Source organism: Rhodobacter capsulatus (assembly GCF_003254295.1).
In the GTDB taxonomy this organism is placed as follows: Bacteria; Pseudomonadota; Alphaproteobacteria; order Rhodobacterales; family Rhodobacteraceae; genus Rhodobacter; species Rhodobacter capsulatus.
Genome location: NZ_QKZO01000009.1, coordinates 15,219 through 31,838 on the forward strand (window position 1 = coordinate 15,219; position 16,620 = coordinate 31,838).

The 16,620-nt window shown below is 65.3% G+C and carries 11 protein-coding genes and 1 tRNA gene; 4 read left to right on the forward strand and 8 right to left on the reverse strand.

Annotation, left to right across the window (positions count from 1 at the left end; genetic code table 11):
• Nucleotides 1–11: 11 nt before the first annotated feature.
• The 3 genes from LY44_RS13315 to LY44_RS13325 form a co-directional block, all read right to left on the reverse strand.
• Nucleotides 12–1,445: an NAD(P)-dependent oxidoreductase gene (locus LY44_RS13315; protein ID WP_055211210.1), complete on the reverse strand. Its 1,434-nt coding sequence runs from the start codon at nucleotides 1,443–1,445 to the stop codon at nucleotides 12–14.
• Nucleotides 1,446–1,661: 216 nt separating this feature from the next.
• The gene (locus LY44_RS13320) at nucleotides 1,662–2,456 is read right to left on the reverse strand and encodes an undecaprenyl-diphosphate phosphatase (RefSeq protein ID WP_055211208.1); all 795 of its coding nucleotides are present in this window, start codon (nucleotides 2,454–2,456) and stop codon (nucleotides 1,662–1,664) included.
• A 3-nt stretch (nucleotides 2,457–2,459) separates the two neighbouring features.
• Nucleotides 2,460–3,443: a complex I NDUFA9 subunit family protein gene (locus LY44_RS13325; RefSeq protein ID WP_055211238.1), complete on the reverse strand. Its 984-nt coding sequence runs from the start codon at nucleotides 3,441–3,443 to the stop codon at nucleotides 2,460–2,462.
• Nucleotides 3,444–3,612: 169 nt separating this feature from the next.
• Here LY44_RS13325 and LY44_RS13330 point away from each other — a divergent pair.
• Nucleotides 3,613–3,697 (forward strand) — tRNA-Leu (locus LY44_RS13330).
• Nucleotides 3,698–4,066: 369 nt separating this feature from the next.
• Here LY44_RS13330 and LY44_RS13335 read toward each other — a convergent pair.
• The 3 genes from LY44_RS13335 to LY44_RS13345 all read right to left on the reverse strand — a co-directional run bounded on the left by LY44_RS13335 (nucleotide 4,067) and on the right by LY44_RS13345 (nucleotide 11,604).
• A complete protein-coding gene (locus LY44_RS13335; RefSeq protein WP_055211206.1) occupies nucleotides 4,067–4,837 on the reverse strand; it encodes a sulfotransferase family protein in 771 nt (256 codons plus the stop codon).
• Between the two features lie 139 nt (nucleotides 4,838–4,976).
• The gene (locus LY44_RS13340; RefSeq protein ID WP_055256496.1) at nucleotides 4,977–10,490 is read right to left on the reverse strand and encodes a glycoside hydrolase family 99-like domain-containing protein; all 5,514 of its coding nucleotides are present in this window, start codon (nucleotides 10,488–10,490) and stop codon (nucleotides 4,977–4,979) included.
• A 310-nt stretch (nucleotides 10,491–10,800) separates the two neighbouring features.
• Nucleotides 10,801–11,604, reverse strand: a complete 804-nt coding sequence (locus tag LY44_RS13345; RefSeq protein ID WP_055211202.1) for an ABC transporter permease — start codon at nucleotides 11,602–11,604, stop codon at nucleotides 10,801–10,803.
• Nucleotides 11,605–11,827: 223 nt separating this feature from the next.
• Here LY44_RS13345 and LY44_RS13350 point away from each other — a divergent pair, with 223 nt between their 5' ends.
• The 3 genes from LY44_RS13350 (at nucleotide 11,828) to LY44_RS13360 (ending at nucleotide 14,820) form a co-directional block, all read left to right on the forward strand.
• Nucleotides 11,828–12,916: a sugar transporter gene (locus tag LY44_RS13350; protein ID WP_223230716.1), complete on the forward strand. Its 1,089-nt coding sequence runs from the start codon at nucleotides 11,828–11,830 to the stop codon at nucleotides 12,914–12,916.
• Nucleotides 12,917–12,920: 4 nt separating this feature from the next.
• Complete coding sequence (locus LY44_RS13355; RefSeq protein ID WP_055211200.1) at nucleotides 12,921–13,604, forward strand: ABC transporter ATP-binding protein; 684 nt, start codon at nucleotides 12,921–12,923, stop codon at nucleotides 13,602–13,604.
• 100 nt (nucleotides 13,605–13,704) lie between these two features.
• Entirely contained in the window at nucleotides 13,705–14,820 is a 1,116-nt protein-coding gene (locus LY44_RS13360) for a DUF2793 domain-containing protein (RefSeq protein ID WP_055211198.1), read from the forward strand.
• Here LY44_RS13360 and LY44_RS13365 read toward each other — a convergent pair.
• Entirely contained in the window at nucleotides 14,817–15,737 is a 921-nt protein-coding gene (locus tag LY44_RS13365) for a glycosyltransferase (protein WP_223230717.1), read from the reverse strand. The two genes, LY44_RS13360 and LY44_RS13365, sit on opposite strands and share 4 nt — an antisense overlap.
• A gap of 6 nt (nucleotides 15,738–15,743) precedes the next feature.
• A complete protein-coding gene (gene rfbA / locus LY44_RS13370; RefSeq protein ID WP_055211196.1) occupies nucleotides 15,744–16,619 on the reverse strand; it encodes a glucose-1-phosphate thymidylyltransferase RfbA in 876 nt (291 codons plus the stop codon).
• Nucleotide 16,620 lies beyond the last annotated feature (1 nt).

The following is a 16,620-nucleotide window of genomic DNA, read 5'->3' on the forward strand; positions in this document are numbered from 1 at the left end:
CGGATTGCGGATCACTCGGCGGCGACGCGACCGGCGCCGTCGAGGTATTTCACCATCTCTGCCCCGGCCTCGCGGCCATCGCGGATCGCCCAGACCACAAGCGAGGCCCCGCGCACGATGTCGCCCACGGCATAGACGCCGGGCAGCGAGGTCGCATGGGTGCCGAAGCTGGCCTTGACCGTGCCCCAGCGCGTCGTTTCCAGCGCCGAGACATTCCACAAGGCGGGCAGGTCTTCGGGTTCGAAGCCGAGCGCGGTGATCACCAGATCGGCGGGTTCTTCATGGATGCCGCCCTCGATCGGTTCGGGGCTTTGACGGCCCGAGGCGTCGGGGGCGCCCAGCCGCATCCGCTGCACGGTGACGCTGTCGACCGGATTGCCGGAAAACGCCTTCGGCGCCGCAAGCCAGACGAATTCCGCGCCTTCTTCCTCGGCATTCGTCACTTCGCGCTGGCTGCCCGGCATGTTCGCCCGGTCGCGGCGATAGAGGCATTTGACCGAGGTCGCGCCCTGACGAATCGCCGTGCGCACGCAGTCCATCGCAGTGTCGCCGCCGCCGATCACCAGCACGCGCTTGCCGGTGGCATTCAGCGTGCCATCGTCGAATTCGGCCACGTCATCGCCGAAGCTCTTCTTGTTCGAGGCGGTCAGATAGTCGATGGCGCGGACGATCCCCTTGGCATCGGCGCCGGGGTCGGTGAGCGCGCGGGTCTTGTAGACGCCGGTGGCGATCAACACCGCATCATGCTTGCCGCGGATCGCATCAAAGGAAATGTCGGTGCCGACATTGCAGCTCAGCACGAATTCGACGCCGCCCAGTTCGAGCTGGCGGACGCGGTTCATCACCACATCCTTTTCCAGCTTGAAGCCGGGGATGCCATAGGTCAGCAGCCCGCCCGCGCGGTCGTTGCGGTCATAGACCGTCACCTGCACCCCCGCCCGGCGCAGCACGTCGGCCGCCGCCAGACCGCCGGGGCCCGCGCCGATGATGCCGACCGATTCCGGGCGTTCGATCGCAGGCGCGATCGGCTTCACCCAGCCGCGTTCCCAGGCCGTGTCGGTGATGTATTTCTCGATCGCGCCGATGGTCACGGTGCCATGGCCCGAGTTTTCGATCACGCAATTGCCTTCGCACAGACGGTCCTGCGGGCAGATCCGGCCGCAGATTTCCGGGAAGGTGTTGGTGGTCTGGCTGACCTGATAGGCCTCTTCCAGACGGCCCTCGGCGGTCAGCCGCAGCCAGTCGGGGATGTTGTTGTGCAGCGGGCAATGGCTGTGGCAGTAGGGCACGCCGCATTGGCTGCACCGCCCCGCCTGTTCCGCCGCCTTCGCATCGGCGAATTCGGCGTAGATCTCGTCGAAGTCATGGGTGCGCGCGGTGGCATCGCGTTTTTCCGGCGTCTCTTTCGCCGTCGTGACGAATTTGAGCATGCGTTGCTGAGCCATGGCTGCGCCTCCCACTGGGGTCAATTCGGGAGGCCTTGTTACACCCGGTCCGATCAAAATAAAAGTCAGCAGTTGTGACCTTAAATGAGGATTTATCGTCGCAACCGCCCCTTGATGGGGGCTGTAGGGGAAATATTACGGCAGCATCGCTTACCTAAAGCGTAAAACCGATAAGGATCTTGTTCAAAAAGGCGGTGATTCGGTTCTTTTGGAAACTCAGACCAGAACGCCCGCCGCGCCCAGGGCCAGCAGCACGCCGCCAAAGACGATGCGGTAGATCGCGAAGAAGGTGAAGCGATGCGACTGGATGTAGGTCAGCAGCCATTTCACCGCGACGAAGGCGGTCACGGTGGAGACGGCAAAGCCGATGCCGAGCGCGGTCCAGTCCTCGGCCGGGCCGTCGCCCTTGAAGGTCTTCAGCAGCTCGTAGCCGGTGGCGGCATACATCGTCGGAATGCCGACGAGGAAGGCGAATTCGGTGGCGGCGGCGCGGTTCGTCGTGCCCATCAGCATGGCGACAAAGATCGTCGCGCCCGAGCGCGAGGTGCCCGGAAACACCCCGGCGATGATTTGCGCCACCCCGACGGCGATGGCGACGCGCAGGGTGATCGTGGCGCAATCGGGCTTCTTGCCCGCCAGCCATTCGGCCACGATCATCCAGATCCCGCCCAGCACCAGCGCCCAGGCGATTGGCATCACGGTTTCAGGCAGCTCGAAGCCGAGCTTCTTCACCACCAGCCCCAGCACCGCGGTGATCCCGAAGGCCACGGCAAGCTTGATCAGGTAATCGCGGTTTTCCGCCTGGCCAAGGCCGAGGAACAGCCCGGTGATCCGGCGCCAGTAGATCAGCGTCACCGCCAGGATGGCGCCCGCCTGAATCGCGATGTTGTAGGTGTCCGACCTTGCCCCGAGCCAGGCCTCGGCCAGAAGCAGATGCCCTGTGGAGGAGATCGGCAGGAATTCCGTGATCCCTTCGATCACCCCCAGGACGACATCGGCCAGATAAGACAAGACTTACACCTTTTTCACGTTCTTGGCCGAAGCCTGGATCGCCTCATATTGCCCATGCGGGCGGAAACGCCAGAGGTAATCGGGCAGCACCGCCGCCATCGGCGTCGGCGTCAGCCCCAGATCGGCAAAGGTCTTCGCGCACTTGCCCACGACATTGTGACGGCCGAGGTTCTTCAGCTGGTCGGTGGTCAGGATGCGGTTGGTGATCAGCCCGCCGGTCAGCCATTGCACGGTGTCGCCGATCGCCGCGGTGGTGCGGGCGACGACCTGCGGCAGGCCGATGACGATGTTCTTGCGCCCGATCACGCCCAGCATCAGCTTCATGATGTCTTCGAAAGTCTCGACATCGGGGCCGCCGAGTTCATAGACCCCCTCCGCCCCGCTCAGGATGCCCTGCACGGCGGCGGCGGCGACGTCATCGACATAGACCGGCTGGAATTTCGTCAAAGGCGCGGTGATCGGCAGGAACGGGCCGAATTTCGCCATCGCGGCGAAGCGGTTGAAGAACCCGTCCTCGGTCCCGAAGATCACCGAGGGACGCAGGATCACCGCCTTGGGGAAGGATTTCAGCACCGCCAGCTCGCCCCAGCCCTTGGTGCGGGAATAGGCGCTGTCCGATTCGTTGTCGGCGCCGATCGCGGAAATGTGAACCAGCTTCGCGACGCCCTGTTCGGCGGCGATACGGGCGATCCGCCCGGCGCCATCGGCCTGCACGTCCATGAAGGTGTTGCGGCCCTCGTTCACCAGGATGCCGACGCAGTTCACCACCGCATCCGCGCCCTGCATCGCCTGCCGTACCGAGGCGTCGTCGCGGATGTTGCAGAAGACCGGTTCGACCTGACCCACGGCGCCATAGGGTTTGACGAACAACGCCTCGTTCGGGCGGCGCACGGCGACGCGGACGCGCCAGCCTTCCTTCGCCATGCGTCGGGCAATGTAACGCCCCACGAATCCCGACCCGCCATAGATGGTGACAAGTTTCGACATCGTTTCCGCCCCCATTGCATACCGCCGTGCACAGATTTAGCCGCAGGGCCCCTGTCAAACAAGCCCCGCGTGGCCAGAGGGTAGGACGTCTGACAGGTCGGTCAAATTTTTCTTGCCGACCCCTGTTGACACTCCCTGCGGGCCCGGCTAAACCCCGGCTCACGAAGACGCCCAGATGGCGGAATTGGTAGACGCGCTGGTTTCAGGTACCAGTGCCGCAAGGCGTGGAGGTTCGAGTCCTCTTCTGGGCACCATTCCAACGGCAAGCCGTGCAATCTCAATGAGATGCACGGCTTTCTGTTTTTTCCGCCCCCCGCTTCGCGCAGCGCCCCCCCCCCCCGCGAGAGCCGGGCGCCTTTCAGCCTGCATTTCCAGGGTTGGTTGCGACCGGCTTTGCCGCCTGCGAAAAGACCTTTTCGGACCCTGGGTGCGGGCTGGCTGTGCCCCCCGATCGACCGGCCGCAAACGCCCGGCTCGACTCGCTGAAACGCACCCCCGAGCCGAATCGTGTCCCGGAATCGCGTCGCCAGATCGCGCAGTCGCACAATGCCGGAGCCGCAGGGGCGGCACCCGCTCTGATGTGGTGGCCGCAACCGGAGGATCCGGTTGCGCGACGGCGGCGCTTACTTGCCCAGGTCCGGCCAGACGCAGTCGATCCCGAAAGCGGTGCAGAAGCGCTCGTAATCCGGCTGCATGATGTGAAACAGCCGGTCATAGGTCGCCTGCGAGATGTCCTTCAGCGTCGACTTGTTGCTGTGCTTGATCTCGACGAAGCTGTCGTCCCAGATCGGATCGACGCCGACATGTTCGAACATCCGCCGCACCGTCGTTTTCGGATCGTTGCGCAGTTGCGTGTTGTCGATCACCAGCAGCCGCTCGCCGAAGATGCCCGCGAATCTTTGCGCCTTCGCCATGTAGAGGCTGAAGCCGATGATATGCATGTAGTTGCTTTGAATGGCGCCGATGCCCGGCATCATCTTTGCAAGGTCGCGGCCGAAGAACATGTCTGGCGACATGTCCATCAGCGCGGGGATCTTGTTGACCACCTGCAGATGCCGGAAATGCGAGATCGCCCGCTCGATCGGGTTGCGGGTGATCAGGATCAGCCTGCCCTGCGGGTTGTACCGGTCGATCAGCCGCGGCATCAGCGGCGTGTTGCAGGCGTCGAAATAGGTCGGGCTGGCATCGACATAATGCTGCCCGGCGGGCAGGCCCTCGAAATGGCGGTGATACCAGTCGTCGCCTTCCGCATAGTTCAGTGAGAAATAGTGGATTTCCTTCTGCGTGCCCGAATGGATCTGCGGATGTTCGGTCAGGATGCGGTGCAAGGCGGTGGTCCCGCCCTTCATCGTGCCGATGATGAAGATGTCGGGGCGGTTGATGGTCTGAGTCATGCTGGTTTGCCTTGATCTGCCGCTGCGACGCGGAGGGCGAGGGGGCGGGTCAGCCCCCCGGCGGTCCGGATGCCGTGCTGGAGGAGATGGGGCGCAGACGGATCTGCGCCGGTCGATTGCGGACAAGCCGCGAGAGGGGTCATGCTTTCCCCGATCCGGTCAGGCCGAATTGCACGGCAAGCTCCGCGATATAGTCCGCGGCCTTTTGCTGTTGCGCGGCGCCAAGCCCGTGCCGGGCCAGGATGTCGCGTTGCACGGCCTCGATCTCGGCCAGTTGCCTCGCGTCAAAATTCGAGATCGTGACGCTGTTCTGATGCCGCCGGTGGATGTTCTTCGAAGCGGTGTTGAAGGCGATCCCGCCGCGTTCCAGCAGCCACAGATAGACCAGCCAGTCACCGACGAAGCGCACCGATTCCAGCTCGGCGCGATGCTCGGTCAGAACCGATTTGAGCGCCCCGGCCGCCATCACCACCCCCGAGGCATTCGGGATCGTGTTCTTCAGATAGAGCACCTCGGAGATTTCCTCGGCGCCGTCGCGGCAATAGTTCTGCGCCCAATGCGTCGGGCTGATCTTGTCGGTGTAGTAGCGGTAATTCGCCGCCAGCGGCGTGCCGTTCTCGTCGATCTGCGCCGAGTCGGTATAGGAGAGCACCGTCCCCGGCTTCTCGAAGCCGCGCATCGCGGTGGAGAGGAAATCGGGCTCGGCCAGATCGTCGGCCTCGGCGATCCAGACGTAATCGCCCTGCGCCAGATCCAGCCCCTTGATCCATTGCCGGAACACGTTGCCCGAGTTGACCGCGTTCGGGACGATGCGGATCGGCCGTTCGCAGCGCGCGGCAAAGGCGCGGATGCGCTCCAGGCTGTCATCGGTGGAGCGGTCGTCAAGCACGATGATTTCGTAGATCGGGAAATCCTGCGCCAGAACCGACTGCAGCCGGTCCTCGATGTAACGGCCATAGTTGTAATTCGGCACGACCACCGTGACCCGCGGCACATGCCGACCCGACAGGCGCAGCAGATCCAGCGTGTATTTGGTGAAATCGGCCTCGGCCTCGATGTAGTCGCGCGCGGCGGCGACCATCTGGCCGCGCCGCTCGGGGTGGTCGATCAGGCTTTCCACCGCCTGCGCCATCCCGGCCGGATCCTGACCGCCGACGGCCAGCGCCAGACCGCGCTCGGCCAGCACTTCGCAGCCGGTGGTGCCCGCGAACATCACGCAGGGCAGCCGGGCCGCCATCGCCTCCAGCACGACCGAGGGGAAGGGATCCTCGCGCGAGGACAGCAGGAACACGTCCGAGGCGGCATAGAAGGGGACCGGATCCTGTTGCCGACCCAGGAAGCGCATGTGGTCGGCCACGCCCAGATCGCGGGCCAGCGCCTCGATCTGCGGCAGGAAATGGATGTCGGCGTGACCGATCCAGATCGCCTCGACCTTGCGGCCGAGCTCGCGCAGACGCGCCAGCGTGCGCACGAAAAGATCGCCGCCCTTGCGGTGATCGACATAGCCCACACCCAGAAGCAGCGTCGTGTCCGCGTCGATGCCCAGCTCGGCGCGCAGCCGGGCGCGATGCTGCGCCAGCGCGTCCGAGGAGGCGAGCTCGTGCAGGTAAAGCCCCTGCGGCCGCACCTGCGCCCGCGGCAGCGACCGGCCCAGATAGGTCTCGAACTGCGCCTGCACCAGCGGCGCCGGAAAGACGATCTGATCGGCATGATCGGCGGCCAGCGTCATCTGGTGCCGCAGGTTCATCTGATCATAGACCGAGGCCATCTCGTGGATCAGCGCCACGGTGCGATAACCCGCCTCGCGCAGCATCGGCAAGATCTCGGCGCTGACGGTGGTGTTGACGATCGCCACCTGCGCGTCTTCGGTGCGCAGCCGCCGCAGCAGGCGGATGCTGTTCTCGCCCGCCAGCGCCGGATCGTCGAGCACGACGACCTGCGCATATTGCGCATATTGCGTCACCATCTGCCCGCCCTGCAGCAGGACGATCGTCACCTTGAAGCCGTTTTGCGCGTAGTTGCGCGCCAGGTTCAACAACAGGATCTGCGCCCCGTGCGGATGCGCGTCATGGCCGACCAGCGTCACCATGCGCGGCACTTCGACCGGGTTCAGCGCCGCCCGCGAGGCCTCCAGATAGGCATAGCCATATTTCGTGTCGGGCTCGAGATGCGCGCCCTCGGCCCATTCGTTCCAGGCATTGACGAAGATCACCCGCTCGTCCGGGGTGCGGGCATCGGCCAGCGTCCGGGTGACGGCGTTTTCCAGCCAGATCCGGTATTCGGCCGGGTTCGAATTGGCAAAGATCGCGCCCTTGTTCTTGCGCCGGGCGGTGTTGTCCCAGGACGGGCAGACCGAACGGAAAAGCTTGTAGTCGGGCATCGGATAATTGCGCGAGCGTTCGACATAGGACCGCCAGTCATAGATGATGCCCTCAAACTCGGGCGAGAGCCCCGGCACGCGGTCGGTCAGATTGTCGGGCGCATAGTTGTTGGGCGGGAATTCCACCGCCGCATCAAAGCCGTAGTCCGCCGGATCGACGGTTTCGAAGCTTTGCGGATAGGCCAGATAGATCTCGCCGACGCCGTTCTTGCGGCACCAGTCGCGCCAGCGTGCCGAGGTCTCGGCGACGTTCGGCATCAGGCTCGGGCGATAAAGCAGGATCAGCGGCTTGCCGTCGATGCGGATGTAGCGCGGATCGCGCAAATAGGGCGCCAGCTCGGTGATGAAGTCGAGATCGTCTTGCGGGCTGTGGTTTTGCGAGATCAGCAGTTCCTGATCCAGCCCGTCCCAGCGCCGCGACCAGTTCTCGTTCGCCCAGCAGATGCAGAAGGGGAAATCGAGATCGGGATTGTCCAGCCAGTTCCGCACCGGCTTTTCCAGAAGACGCTTGCCGCCGAACCAGTACCAGTAGAAGCAGAAGCCGCCGATGCCGTAAAGCTGCGCCAGCTCGATCTGCTTGCGCTGCACATCGGTATCCAGAAGGTTGTATTGGCCCAGTTCCGGCACCGGCTCGTGCGGCTGGTGATGGCCGGGGAATTGCGGTTGCGCCGGGCCGACATTCGTCCATTCGGTGAAGCCTTTGCCCCACCAGGCGTCATTTTCCGCAATGGCGTGGAACTGCGGCAGGTAGAAGGCGATCAGCCGCGCCTTCGGATGGCTCAGATCGGTGATCTGACGGCGCGGAACGAAGGTGTTCGTCTCGGAGATCAGGACCGGCGCCGCCGGTTCCGGGGCGACCGCTGCGACAGGCTGCGGCTGTTCGGTGACGGGGGCGGGTTCCGGGGCGGCGACGGGTGCCGTGACGGGCAACGCGACCGGGGCGGGGGCCACGGGCTGGGGCACCGGCTGGAACTGCGCCTGTTGCCGCTGGATCGCCTGCAGCTGCGCCGCGACGGCCTCGCGTTCGCGTTTCGCCTCTTGCCAGGCCTGATAGAACTGCGTGCTGCCCAGAAGGAAGCCGGTCTTGCTCAGCACCCTGTCCTTGAAGCGCAGCTTGCGCGCCATCGGCACCGGCAGGTAATGCCAGACGAACCGTGCCGTCGCCGAGACCGTGCGTCGGCTGTGGCGGTTGATCCAGCGCGCGCCGGTCACCACCACCCGCATCGGCGCGGTGATCCGCCACGAGGTGCTGGAGCGCAGCATCGCGATCGTCGTCTCGTGCTGGGCGATCACCCGGTCCAGATGCGCGATGTGGTGATAAAGCGCCTGCATCTGCACATGGTTCTGCTCGCGCTCGCCGATCAGCTGCGTGTCGCGTTCATGCAGCAGCGCCTGCACATGCGCCAGCTCTCCGGCGCGGGCCTGCAATTGCTGCAGGATGTCGGTGCGGTCGGCCAGGGTCTGGTCCAGCCGCAGGCTCCGCTCGGTCAGCTGACTGCGGGTCTCGGTCAGTTGTCCATGCGCCTCGGCCAGATGGTCGCGCGTTTGCGCCAGCTGGCCGCGGGTCTCGGTCAGCTGGCCGAGCGTGTCCGTCAGCCGGTCCCGGGTCTGCGTCAGCGCGCCGTTGCTCTCGGTCAGCTGGTCGTGGGTCTCGGCGAGCTGATCGAAGGTGTCGGAAAGCTTCGTGCGGGTCTGGTTCAGCTCCTCCCGGGTTTCCGAAAGCTGCGCGGAGGTGTCCGAAAGCTTGACGCGGGTTTCGGTCAGCGCGTCACGGGTTTCGATCAGCCGGCCCTGGGCCTCGGACAGCTGTTCGCGGGTTTCGGTCAGCCGCCCGCGGGTTTCGGTCAGCGCCTGCTCGGCCGTGGCCAGCCGGGCGACCAGCTCGTCGCGCTCGGCCTGCAGATGCTCGATCTGGGTCTGGCTGGCCGCCAGCTTCGCCTCGAGATCGGCCAGACGCAGCATCAGATCCTGTTCCAGCTGCCACCGTTCGGTCTCGAGGCGGCTGCGTTCCGCCAGACCGGCTTCCAGCTTCGCCCGGGCCTCCGTCAGCTGCTCCTCGAGCTGGGCGATGCGGGCCTGTGTCGCCTCGTCGCGCAGGCCATGCTCGGCAGAGCTTTCCTCAAGCCGCTTCGCCGCATCGTCAAGGCGTTGCTGCAGCATCTGGCCGGTGCTGCCAGCTTCCGCCAGCCGCGCATTCAGCGCATTGATCTCCTTGACTTTTTCGCTCAGAAGGCTTTGCGCCTGCATCAGCTCGTCGGTGCGCATCCGCACCGCATTCTCGCGTTCCGCCAGACGCGCGCTCAGATCCGAGATGAAGGATTCGTTCTTGCGGTTCAGCTCGGCAACCGTGCTGTGCAGCTCCCAGATGCCGCCGACATTGCGGGTCATGTCCTCGTAACGGACCTGCAGGTCGAGATGCTCGTGTTCCAGCGTCCGCAGCGTCGTCTGCACCTGCGCCAGCATCCGGTCGGCGTCGCGCTGGGTCGGCAGCGTCAGGCGTTCCATCTCGTCAAGCTGCGCGCGCAGCCCGTCAAAGGCGGCCATCACCTCGGCCTTGTTCGGATCGGCGCAAAGATCGGCCAGCGCGCGATAGATCGTCAGCGCCATCCCGGCGGTATAATCGATCGCTGCCAGCGTGCCGGTGTCGCCCGCATGGTGGCGGTGTTCGTCCGAGATGAAGGAATCCGCCTCTTCGGCGATCTCGTCGATCCGGCTCAGCCGGTCCAGCCGGACATCGCGGCTGATCCGCAGCAGTTCCGCCGCCCAGTCGGCCATCAGATCGGAATAATCGACGAAGCTGCGCGGCAGGCCGCGGCTGAAGCGTTCCGCGTCCAGCACATGGCGGATCCACATCAGCACGCCGCGGCGCAGCGCGATGCCGTCCCGCGCCTCGAGCGACTGCGCCACTTCCAGCGGATTGCGATAGGGAACCAGGATCCGGGTCTCGAAGCCCTCGTCGGCCAGCGCCGCAAGCATCGGCGGCGCCAGACGGCAGGAGCGCGGCTCCTTCAGCACGAGGCTGGAGCGGCCGCCGAGTTCCGTCCGGGCCCAGGATTGCAGCGCGGTCTGATAGCCCGACAGCGTGTCCTTCGGGATGGCGTCGAAGTCGATTTCGGACCAGTCGGACCAGTCGCTGCCGATCCGGTTCAGGAAGGACTGGTTGAGATCGATCAGGAACTGCGGTTCCCAATGCCCGGTCTTGTTGCCCTCGTTCGCGCCCAGCAGATTGCCGGGCAGGGCATAGCCCGCGATGTTCAGCAGCCGGGTCAGCATGCTGGTGCCGGAGCGGTGCATGCCAAGGACAAGAAGGCAGATCGGGGTCGTGCTTTGGGTCTTGCGCCTGCGTCCGGTCGAAGAGTTGGCGGCCTGAACCGGCCGACGCGAGGCAGTGGATTTTACCGGAATTGCAGCGTTTCCGACATTCTTTGGCCCAAGGTTTTTCATGCTTTGCCTTTGCTGTAATTCCGATTTTCGGGCGTGCGGCAACTGTATCCGGCTTGAAATCGGGTGTAACGGGACCGGGCACGCCGTCAAGCCTGTTTGCGTCATCGCAGCGCCGTTCCGCGCTGCTTTGCCCTGAGTTTCAGCGTTCCGAAAGGATTTTGCGGTGGTGGCGATGCAGCAGGATCATCCCCAGCGCGCCGATCAGCAACGACACCCCGTAAACGTAGATCTCGGACACGTAAACGGCGTCATAGGTGTCATAAATCCCCTTGCGCATCATCATGACGACATGGGTCGGCGGCACCAGCAGGCTGATGGTCCGCACCGGCTCGGGCATGTTGTCGATCAGGAACAGCACCCCCGCCACGAGGAACATCGGCCGGTTCAGCACCGCCCAGACCATCTGCCAGGCCGGAAAGGTGCTCATCAGATAGCAGTTCAGCAGCCCGACCGCGGTGCCAAGCGCGATCAGCATGCCCCAGGCGCGGCCAAGTGCCGGGAAATTCAGGTTGATCTGGCTGTGCTGCGTCGCGATGGCGACGGCGATGACGATGGCGAAGACCTGCAGCTGTGTCAGCGTGGTCAGGATCAGCCGCGCCGCGATGGCGTCGACATAGGTCACGCTCGGATAGGCCAGCAGCGCCTTGGAAAAGCGGATCGACATCGCGACGTTGATCGAGATCGCGTTATAGCCGGTCAGCGTCAGATACCCGCTGGCGTAGAACAGGATGAAGCTCTGCCCCAGCGGCGGCTGGTGCACGATCATCGAGAACACCACCGAGAGCAGCGCGATCGCCGCCACAGGTTCCGCGACGGTCCAGAAATAGCCGCCGATGGACTTGCCGTAGGTCGTCGTCATCTCGCGCAGGATCAGCGCGAAGACGGCGCGGGCGCCGATCAGCCTGCCCCGGTTGGTCCGGACGGAAACTGCGGCTTTTGCCATGGAAACGGGCCTCCGAGGGGGGATTCAGCGAGAATTCCCTAGTGCTTTTTCGCTTGCAATGCGAGGGACAAATAACCATGAGTTGCGTCACCTCGATGGCGCGACGGGAGTAAGGGCGATTAACAAGCAGCTGTCGGAAGCGGCCGATGCCGCGGTGAAACGCGCACCGAAGCCGATCCCAAATCCGGCTGCGGCAAGGCCGCGGTTCCGGCACAAGGTTCTGTTGTCCAGCTTTGTCCTGGGTGTCGTCGCCCCGACCGTTCTGGCCGTCGTCTATCTGTATCTGATCGCCGCCGATCAATATGCCTCGAAAGTAGGCTTCACCGTCCATTCCGAAGACATGAGTTCCGCCGGCGCGCTGCTGGGCGGGCTGTCGATGCTGACGCAAAGCAGCTCCTCGGATGCCGAGGTGATCTACGAATTCATCCAGAGCCGCACCCTGGTCGAGCGGATCAACCGCAAGATCGATCTGGCGCAGGTGTTTTCGCGTCCCGCTTTCGATCCGGTCTTCACCTATGACACCGACGGCACGATCGAGGATCTGGTCGACTACTGGCAGCGGATGGTGCGGATTTCCTATGCCTCGAACAGCGGCCTGATCGAAGTCGAGAGCCGCGCCTTCACCCGCGAGGATGCGCTGGCGATCGCCCGCGAGATCGTCGCGGAATCGACCGCGGTGATCAACGAGATGTCGGCGATCGCCCGCGAGGATGCCACCCGCTACGCCCGCGAGGAACTGGCCGTGGCGATCGAGCGGCTGAAACAGGCCCGCGAGGAACGCACCCGGTTCCGCTCGAAGACCCGATTGATCGATCCGGCGGCGGATGTGCAGGGGCAGATGGGGCTGATGACCTCGCTCGAGCAGCAGCTGGCGCAGGCCTATATCGATCTGAACCTGACGCTGGAAACCTCCTCGGGCGACGATCCGCGGGTGTCGCAGTCGCGCCGCCGTATCGACGTGATCCAGACCCTGATCGAACAGGAAAAAAGCAAGTTCGGCATGGGGGACACGGAAAACCCCGATGTGGAATCGCGCGAGGATTACCCGACGCTGATGGCCGAATACGAGCGGTTAAGCGTCGATGTCGAATATGCGAATTCGGCCTATCTGGCGGCGATGGCCTCGCTCGATTCTGCCAAGGCCGAGGCGCAGCGGCAAAGCCGCTATCTGGCCAGCTACACGACCCCCTCGATGGCCGAGGCCGCGACCTATCCGCAGCGCGGTCTGATTGCCGGGCTGACGGCGGTGTTCCTGACGCTGGCCTGGTCGATCTGCGTGCTGATCTTTTACAGTCTGCGCGACAGGCGCTGAGCCGATGATCGAGCTGCGGAACCTGAACAAGACCTTCCGGCTGAACGGGGTGTCGAAGACAGTGGCGCGCGACATCAACTTCGTCTTTCCGACGGGCGAGGCGGTGGCGCTTCTGGGCGGCAACGGCGCGGGCAAATCCACCATGCTCAGCATGATCGCGGGCACGGTCGAGCCGGACAGCGGCGAGGTGCTCTCGGACGGGTCGGTGTCCTGGCCGATCGGCTTTGCGGGCAGCTTTCACGGCGATCTGACCGGGGCGCAGAACGTGCGCTTCATCGCCCGCGTCTATGGGATCGACACCGACGAGGCGATCCGCTTCTGCCGCGATTTTGCCGATCTGGGGCAGCATTTCCACCTGCCGACGCGGACCTATTCCTCGGGGATGCGGTCCCGGCTGGCCTTTGCCATGTCGATGGCCGTGCCCTTCGACACCTATCTGATCGACGAGGTGATGTCGGTCGGCGACACCTCGTTCAGGACGAAGTGCCAATCCTTCATGCAGGAGCGGCTGAAGACCTCGAGCGCGATCATCGTCTCGCACCAGTTTGGGGAACTCAAGCGGCTCTGCGTCTCGGGGGTCTATCTGGAGGGCGGGCAGCTTTACTACTACCCCGAGGTCGGCCAGGCGATCGAGCATTACCAGAAGGCGATGCAGCGCAATGGCGCCCGGACGCCCGGCGGCGTCTGAGATCCGTTGCCGATCCGCGGTCCCGGGCGTGCGCCGGTCTGCGGGCATCTTTACCTTCCCGCGGGAAAGCTGGGGCCTTTCATCACCCGCGGAGATCACCATGGCCGATCAAACCCCGCTTCTGGGGCTGCCCCTCATCCTGCCCTCGCAGGCGCAAAAGCACGTCACCCACAACGAGGCGCTGAGCCTGCTCGATGCGATCGTGCAGCTGGCCGTGCTGGACCGGACGCTGACGGTGCCGCCCGCCTCGCCGCAGACCGGCGACCGCCACATCGTCGCCGCGGGCGGGGCGGCGGCCTGGACCGGGCAGGACGGGGCGGTGGCGCTCTGGACCGGCAGCGGCTGGCTGTTCGCGCGCCCGCAGCCGGGCTGGACGGCGCGGGATCTGTCGGACGGGGCCCTGCTTCTGTTCGACGGCAGCAGCTGGGATCTGGCCCCGGTCGAGACCGACAACCTGCCCGGGCTGGGCATCAACACCAGCCATGACGCCACGAACCGGCTGGCGGTCCAGGCCGCGGCGACGCTGCTCAGCCACGCGGGCGCGGGGCATCAGCTGAAGATCAACAAGGCCCTGCCCACCGATACCGCAAGCCTGCTGTTCCAGACCTCCTGGTCGGGCCGGGCCGAGATGGGCACGGCGGGCAGCGACAGTTTCGCGATCAAGGTCAGCGCCGACGGCACGGCCTGGAAGACCGCGTTCAGCTTTGCCGGGGCGACGGGGCTGGTGTCGGGCCTGGCGGTGCAGCAGTCGCGGACCGATGTCACGGCGGGGCGGCTGATGCGGGCGGATTGGGGCTACGGGCCGGGCAATCTGCTGGGCACGGTGGCGCAAAGCGCGGGCGTGCCGACGGGGGCGGTGCTGGAGCGCGGCACGACCACGAACGGCGAGTACATCCGTTTCGCCGATGGCACGCAGATCTGTTTCGCGCAGCGCACGCTCGGCTCAATCATCGCGCAGGGCGCGGGGTCTTTTGCCGCGCCCTACCGGACCGCCGATTTCGGCTGGACCTATCCCAAGGTCTTCGTCGCCGCGCCGGTGGTGACCTGCCGCGGCGTGGCGCCGACCGGCCTGACCCAGGACCGGCGTCTTTGCACGGGCTGCGTCGGCGATCTGGACGCCACGGCGGCGACGGGCATCCATGTCGTGCGGCTGGGCAGCGCCGCCAATGCCGATGTCTTCAAGGCCGATCTGATCGCCATCGGCCGCTGGGTCTAAAGCCGCCGCAGCAGCGCCCCGGCATAAAGCGACAGCTGCCCGCGCAGGCCTTGCCGGTAAAAGCCCGCGCGGCGGATCGCGGCCAGGCTTTGCAGCGGCGGCAGGGCGCGGGCGCGTTCAAAGGCTGCCAGCAGGGCGCGGTTTTCCGGCGTCAGCAGATCCTCGATCGTCCGCAGCGCGGCGATGTTGCGTTTGCACCAGTCGGAAAACCGCCCCGTCACCAGCATATGCGCCCGAACCAGCGTCGCCAGCGCGCCGCGGTTCGCGCCGATCACATTGCCCTCGTGCTGACGGTAAAGCAGATGCGGCGTGTTGTCGAAGATCACCCGGCCGCCGATGCCGGTGATCACCTGATAGATCCACCAGTCATGGATCACCGTATCGGTGGTGCGCAGCGCGGCGGCACGGATCGCCTCGGCCCCGGCGCGGTTGAGCACCATCGTATTGCCGCCCGCGATGTTCTGCACCAAAGCATGGGCAAAAGAGGCGGGCCGGGGGGCGCCGCGCGACAGCCGGTGCCCGGTCAGGTCCTCGTTCACCTCGAAGGAGCGGCCGCAGTAAAGCGCCGGTTGTCCGTCGGACAAAGGCGCCAGCGCCGCCGCCGCGACCCGCAGCTTTTCCGGCAGCCAGACATCATCCTGATCGGAAATCGCCCGCAGATCGGTTTCGATCGGCAGGCGCAACAGCGACAGGAAATTCTGCGCCGCCCCGGCCCGCGGCCCGGCCCGCAGCGTCACGGCGATCTCGGGATGGGCGGCGGCCCAGCCCGTCAGCACCTGCACCGTCGCATCGGTCGAGCCGTCGTCGCTGACGATCAGCCTTGCGGGCACAAGGCTTTGCGCCGCGAAACTGTCGAGCTGCGGCCCCAGCCGGGTTGCGCCGTTCCAGGTCGCCATCAGGATCGTGACCGAGGCCACCGCCCCTCACCCTTCCAGCAGCTTGCGCAGATAATCGCCGTAATCGTTCTTGCCGAACAGCTTCGCCCGGGCGCGCAGGCCCTCGGCATCGATCCAGCCGCGTTCAAAGGCGATCTCGTCCGGGCTGCCGGTCTGCAGGCCCTGCCGTTTTTCCAGCGTGCGGACGAAATTGCCCGCATCCAGCAGGCTGCCATGCGTGCCGGTGTCCAGCCAGGCATAGCCGCGGCCCATCGGACAGACGCGCAGGCTGCCCTCGGCCAGATACATTTCCAGAAGCGTGACGATTTCCAGCTCGCCCCGCGCCGAGGGCGTGACCTTGCGGGCGCGTTCGGGGGCGCTGCCATCGAGGAAGTAAAGCCCGGTCACGGCAAAGTTCGACGGCGGCACCGGCGGTTTTTCGATGATCGCGCGGACCTTGCCCTCGGTGTCGAAATCCACCACGCCATAGCGCTCCGGATCGGCGACGCGATAGCCGAAGACGGTGCCGCCCGCCGCATGGGCATCGGCCTCGGCCAGCAGCGCCGACAGCCCGTGGCCGAAAAAGATGTTGTCGCCCAGCACCATCGCCGAGGGGGCGCCATCGAGGAACTCCTCGGCCAGGATATAGGCTTGGGCCAGACCGTCGGGCGAGGGCTGCGCGATATAGGTCAGGCGGAGACCCCATTGCGACCCGTCGCCCAGCGTGCGCTTGAACTGCTCCTGATCGATCGGCGTGGTGATGATCGCGATCTCGCGGATCCCCGCCAGCATCAGCACCGAGAGCGGATAATAGACCATCGGCTTGTCATAGATCGGCAGAAGCTGCTTCGAGACGCCGATGGTGATCGGGTAAAGCCGCGTGCCCGAGCCCCCGGCCAGAATGATGCCCTTGCGTGTCGTCATC

Coding starts and splice junctions, on each gene's coding strand:
- LY44_RS13325 (WP_055211238.1), bottom strand. CDS start 3,443: ATGTCGAAACTTGTCACCATCTATGGCGGGTCGGGATTCGTGGGGCGT.
- LY44_RS13360 (WP_055211198.1), top strand. CDS start 13,705: ATGGCCGATCAAACCCCGCTTCTGGGGCTGCCCCTCATCCTGCCCTCG.
- LY44_RS13340 (WP_055256496.1), bottom strand. CDS start 10,490: ATGCTGACCCGGCTGCTGAACATCGCGGGCTATGCCCTGCCCGGCAAT.
- LY44_RS13335 (WP_055211206.1), bottom strand. CDS start 4,837: ATGACTCAGACCATCAACCGCCCCGACATCTTCATCATCGGCACGATG.
- LY44_RS13345 (WP_055211202.1), bottom strand. CDS start 11,604: ATGGCAAAAGCCGCAGTTTCCGTCCGGACCAACCGGGGCAGGCTGATC.
- LY44_RS13315 (WP_055211210.1), bottom strand. CDS start 1,445: ATGGCTCAGCAACGCATGCTCAAATTCGTCACGACGGCGAAAGAGACG.
- rfbA (WP_055211196.1), bottom strand. CDS start 16,619: ATGACGACACGCAAGGGCATCATTCTGGCCGGGGGCTCGGGCACGCGG.
- LY44_RS13355 (WP_055211200.1), top strand. CDS start 12,921: ATGATCGAGCTGCGGAACCTGAACAAGACCTTCCGGCTGAACGGGGTG.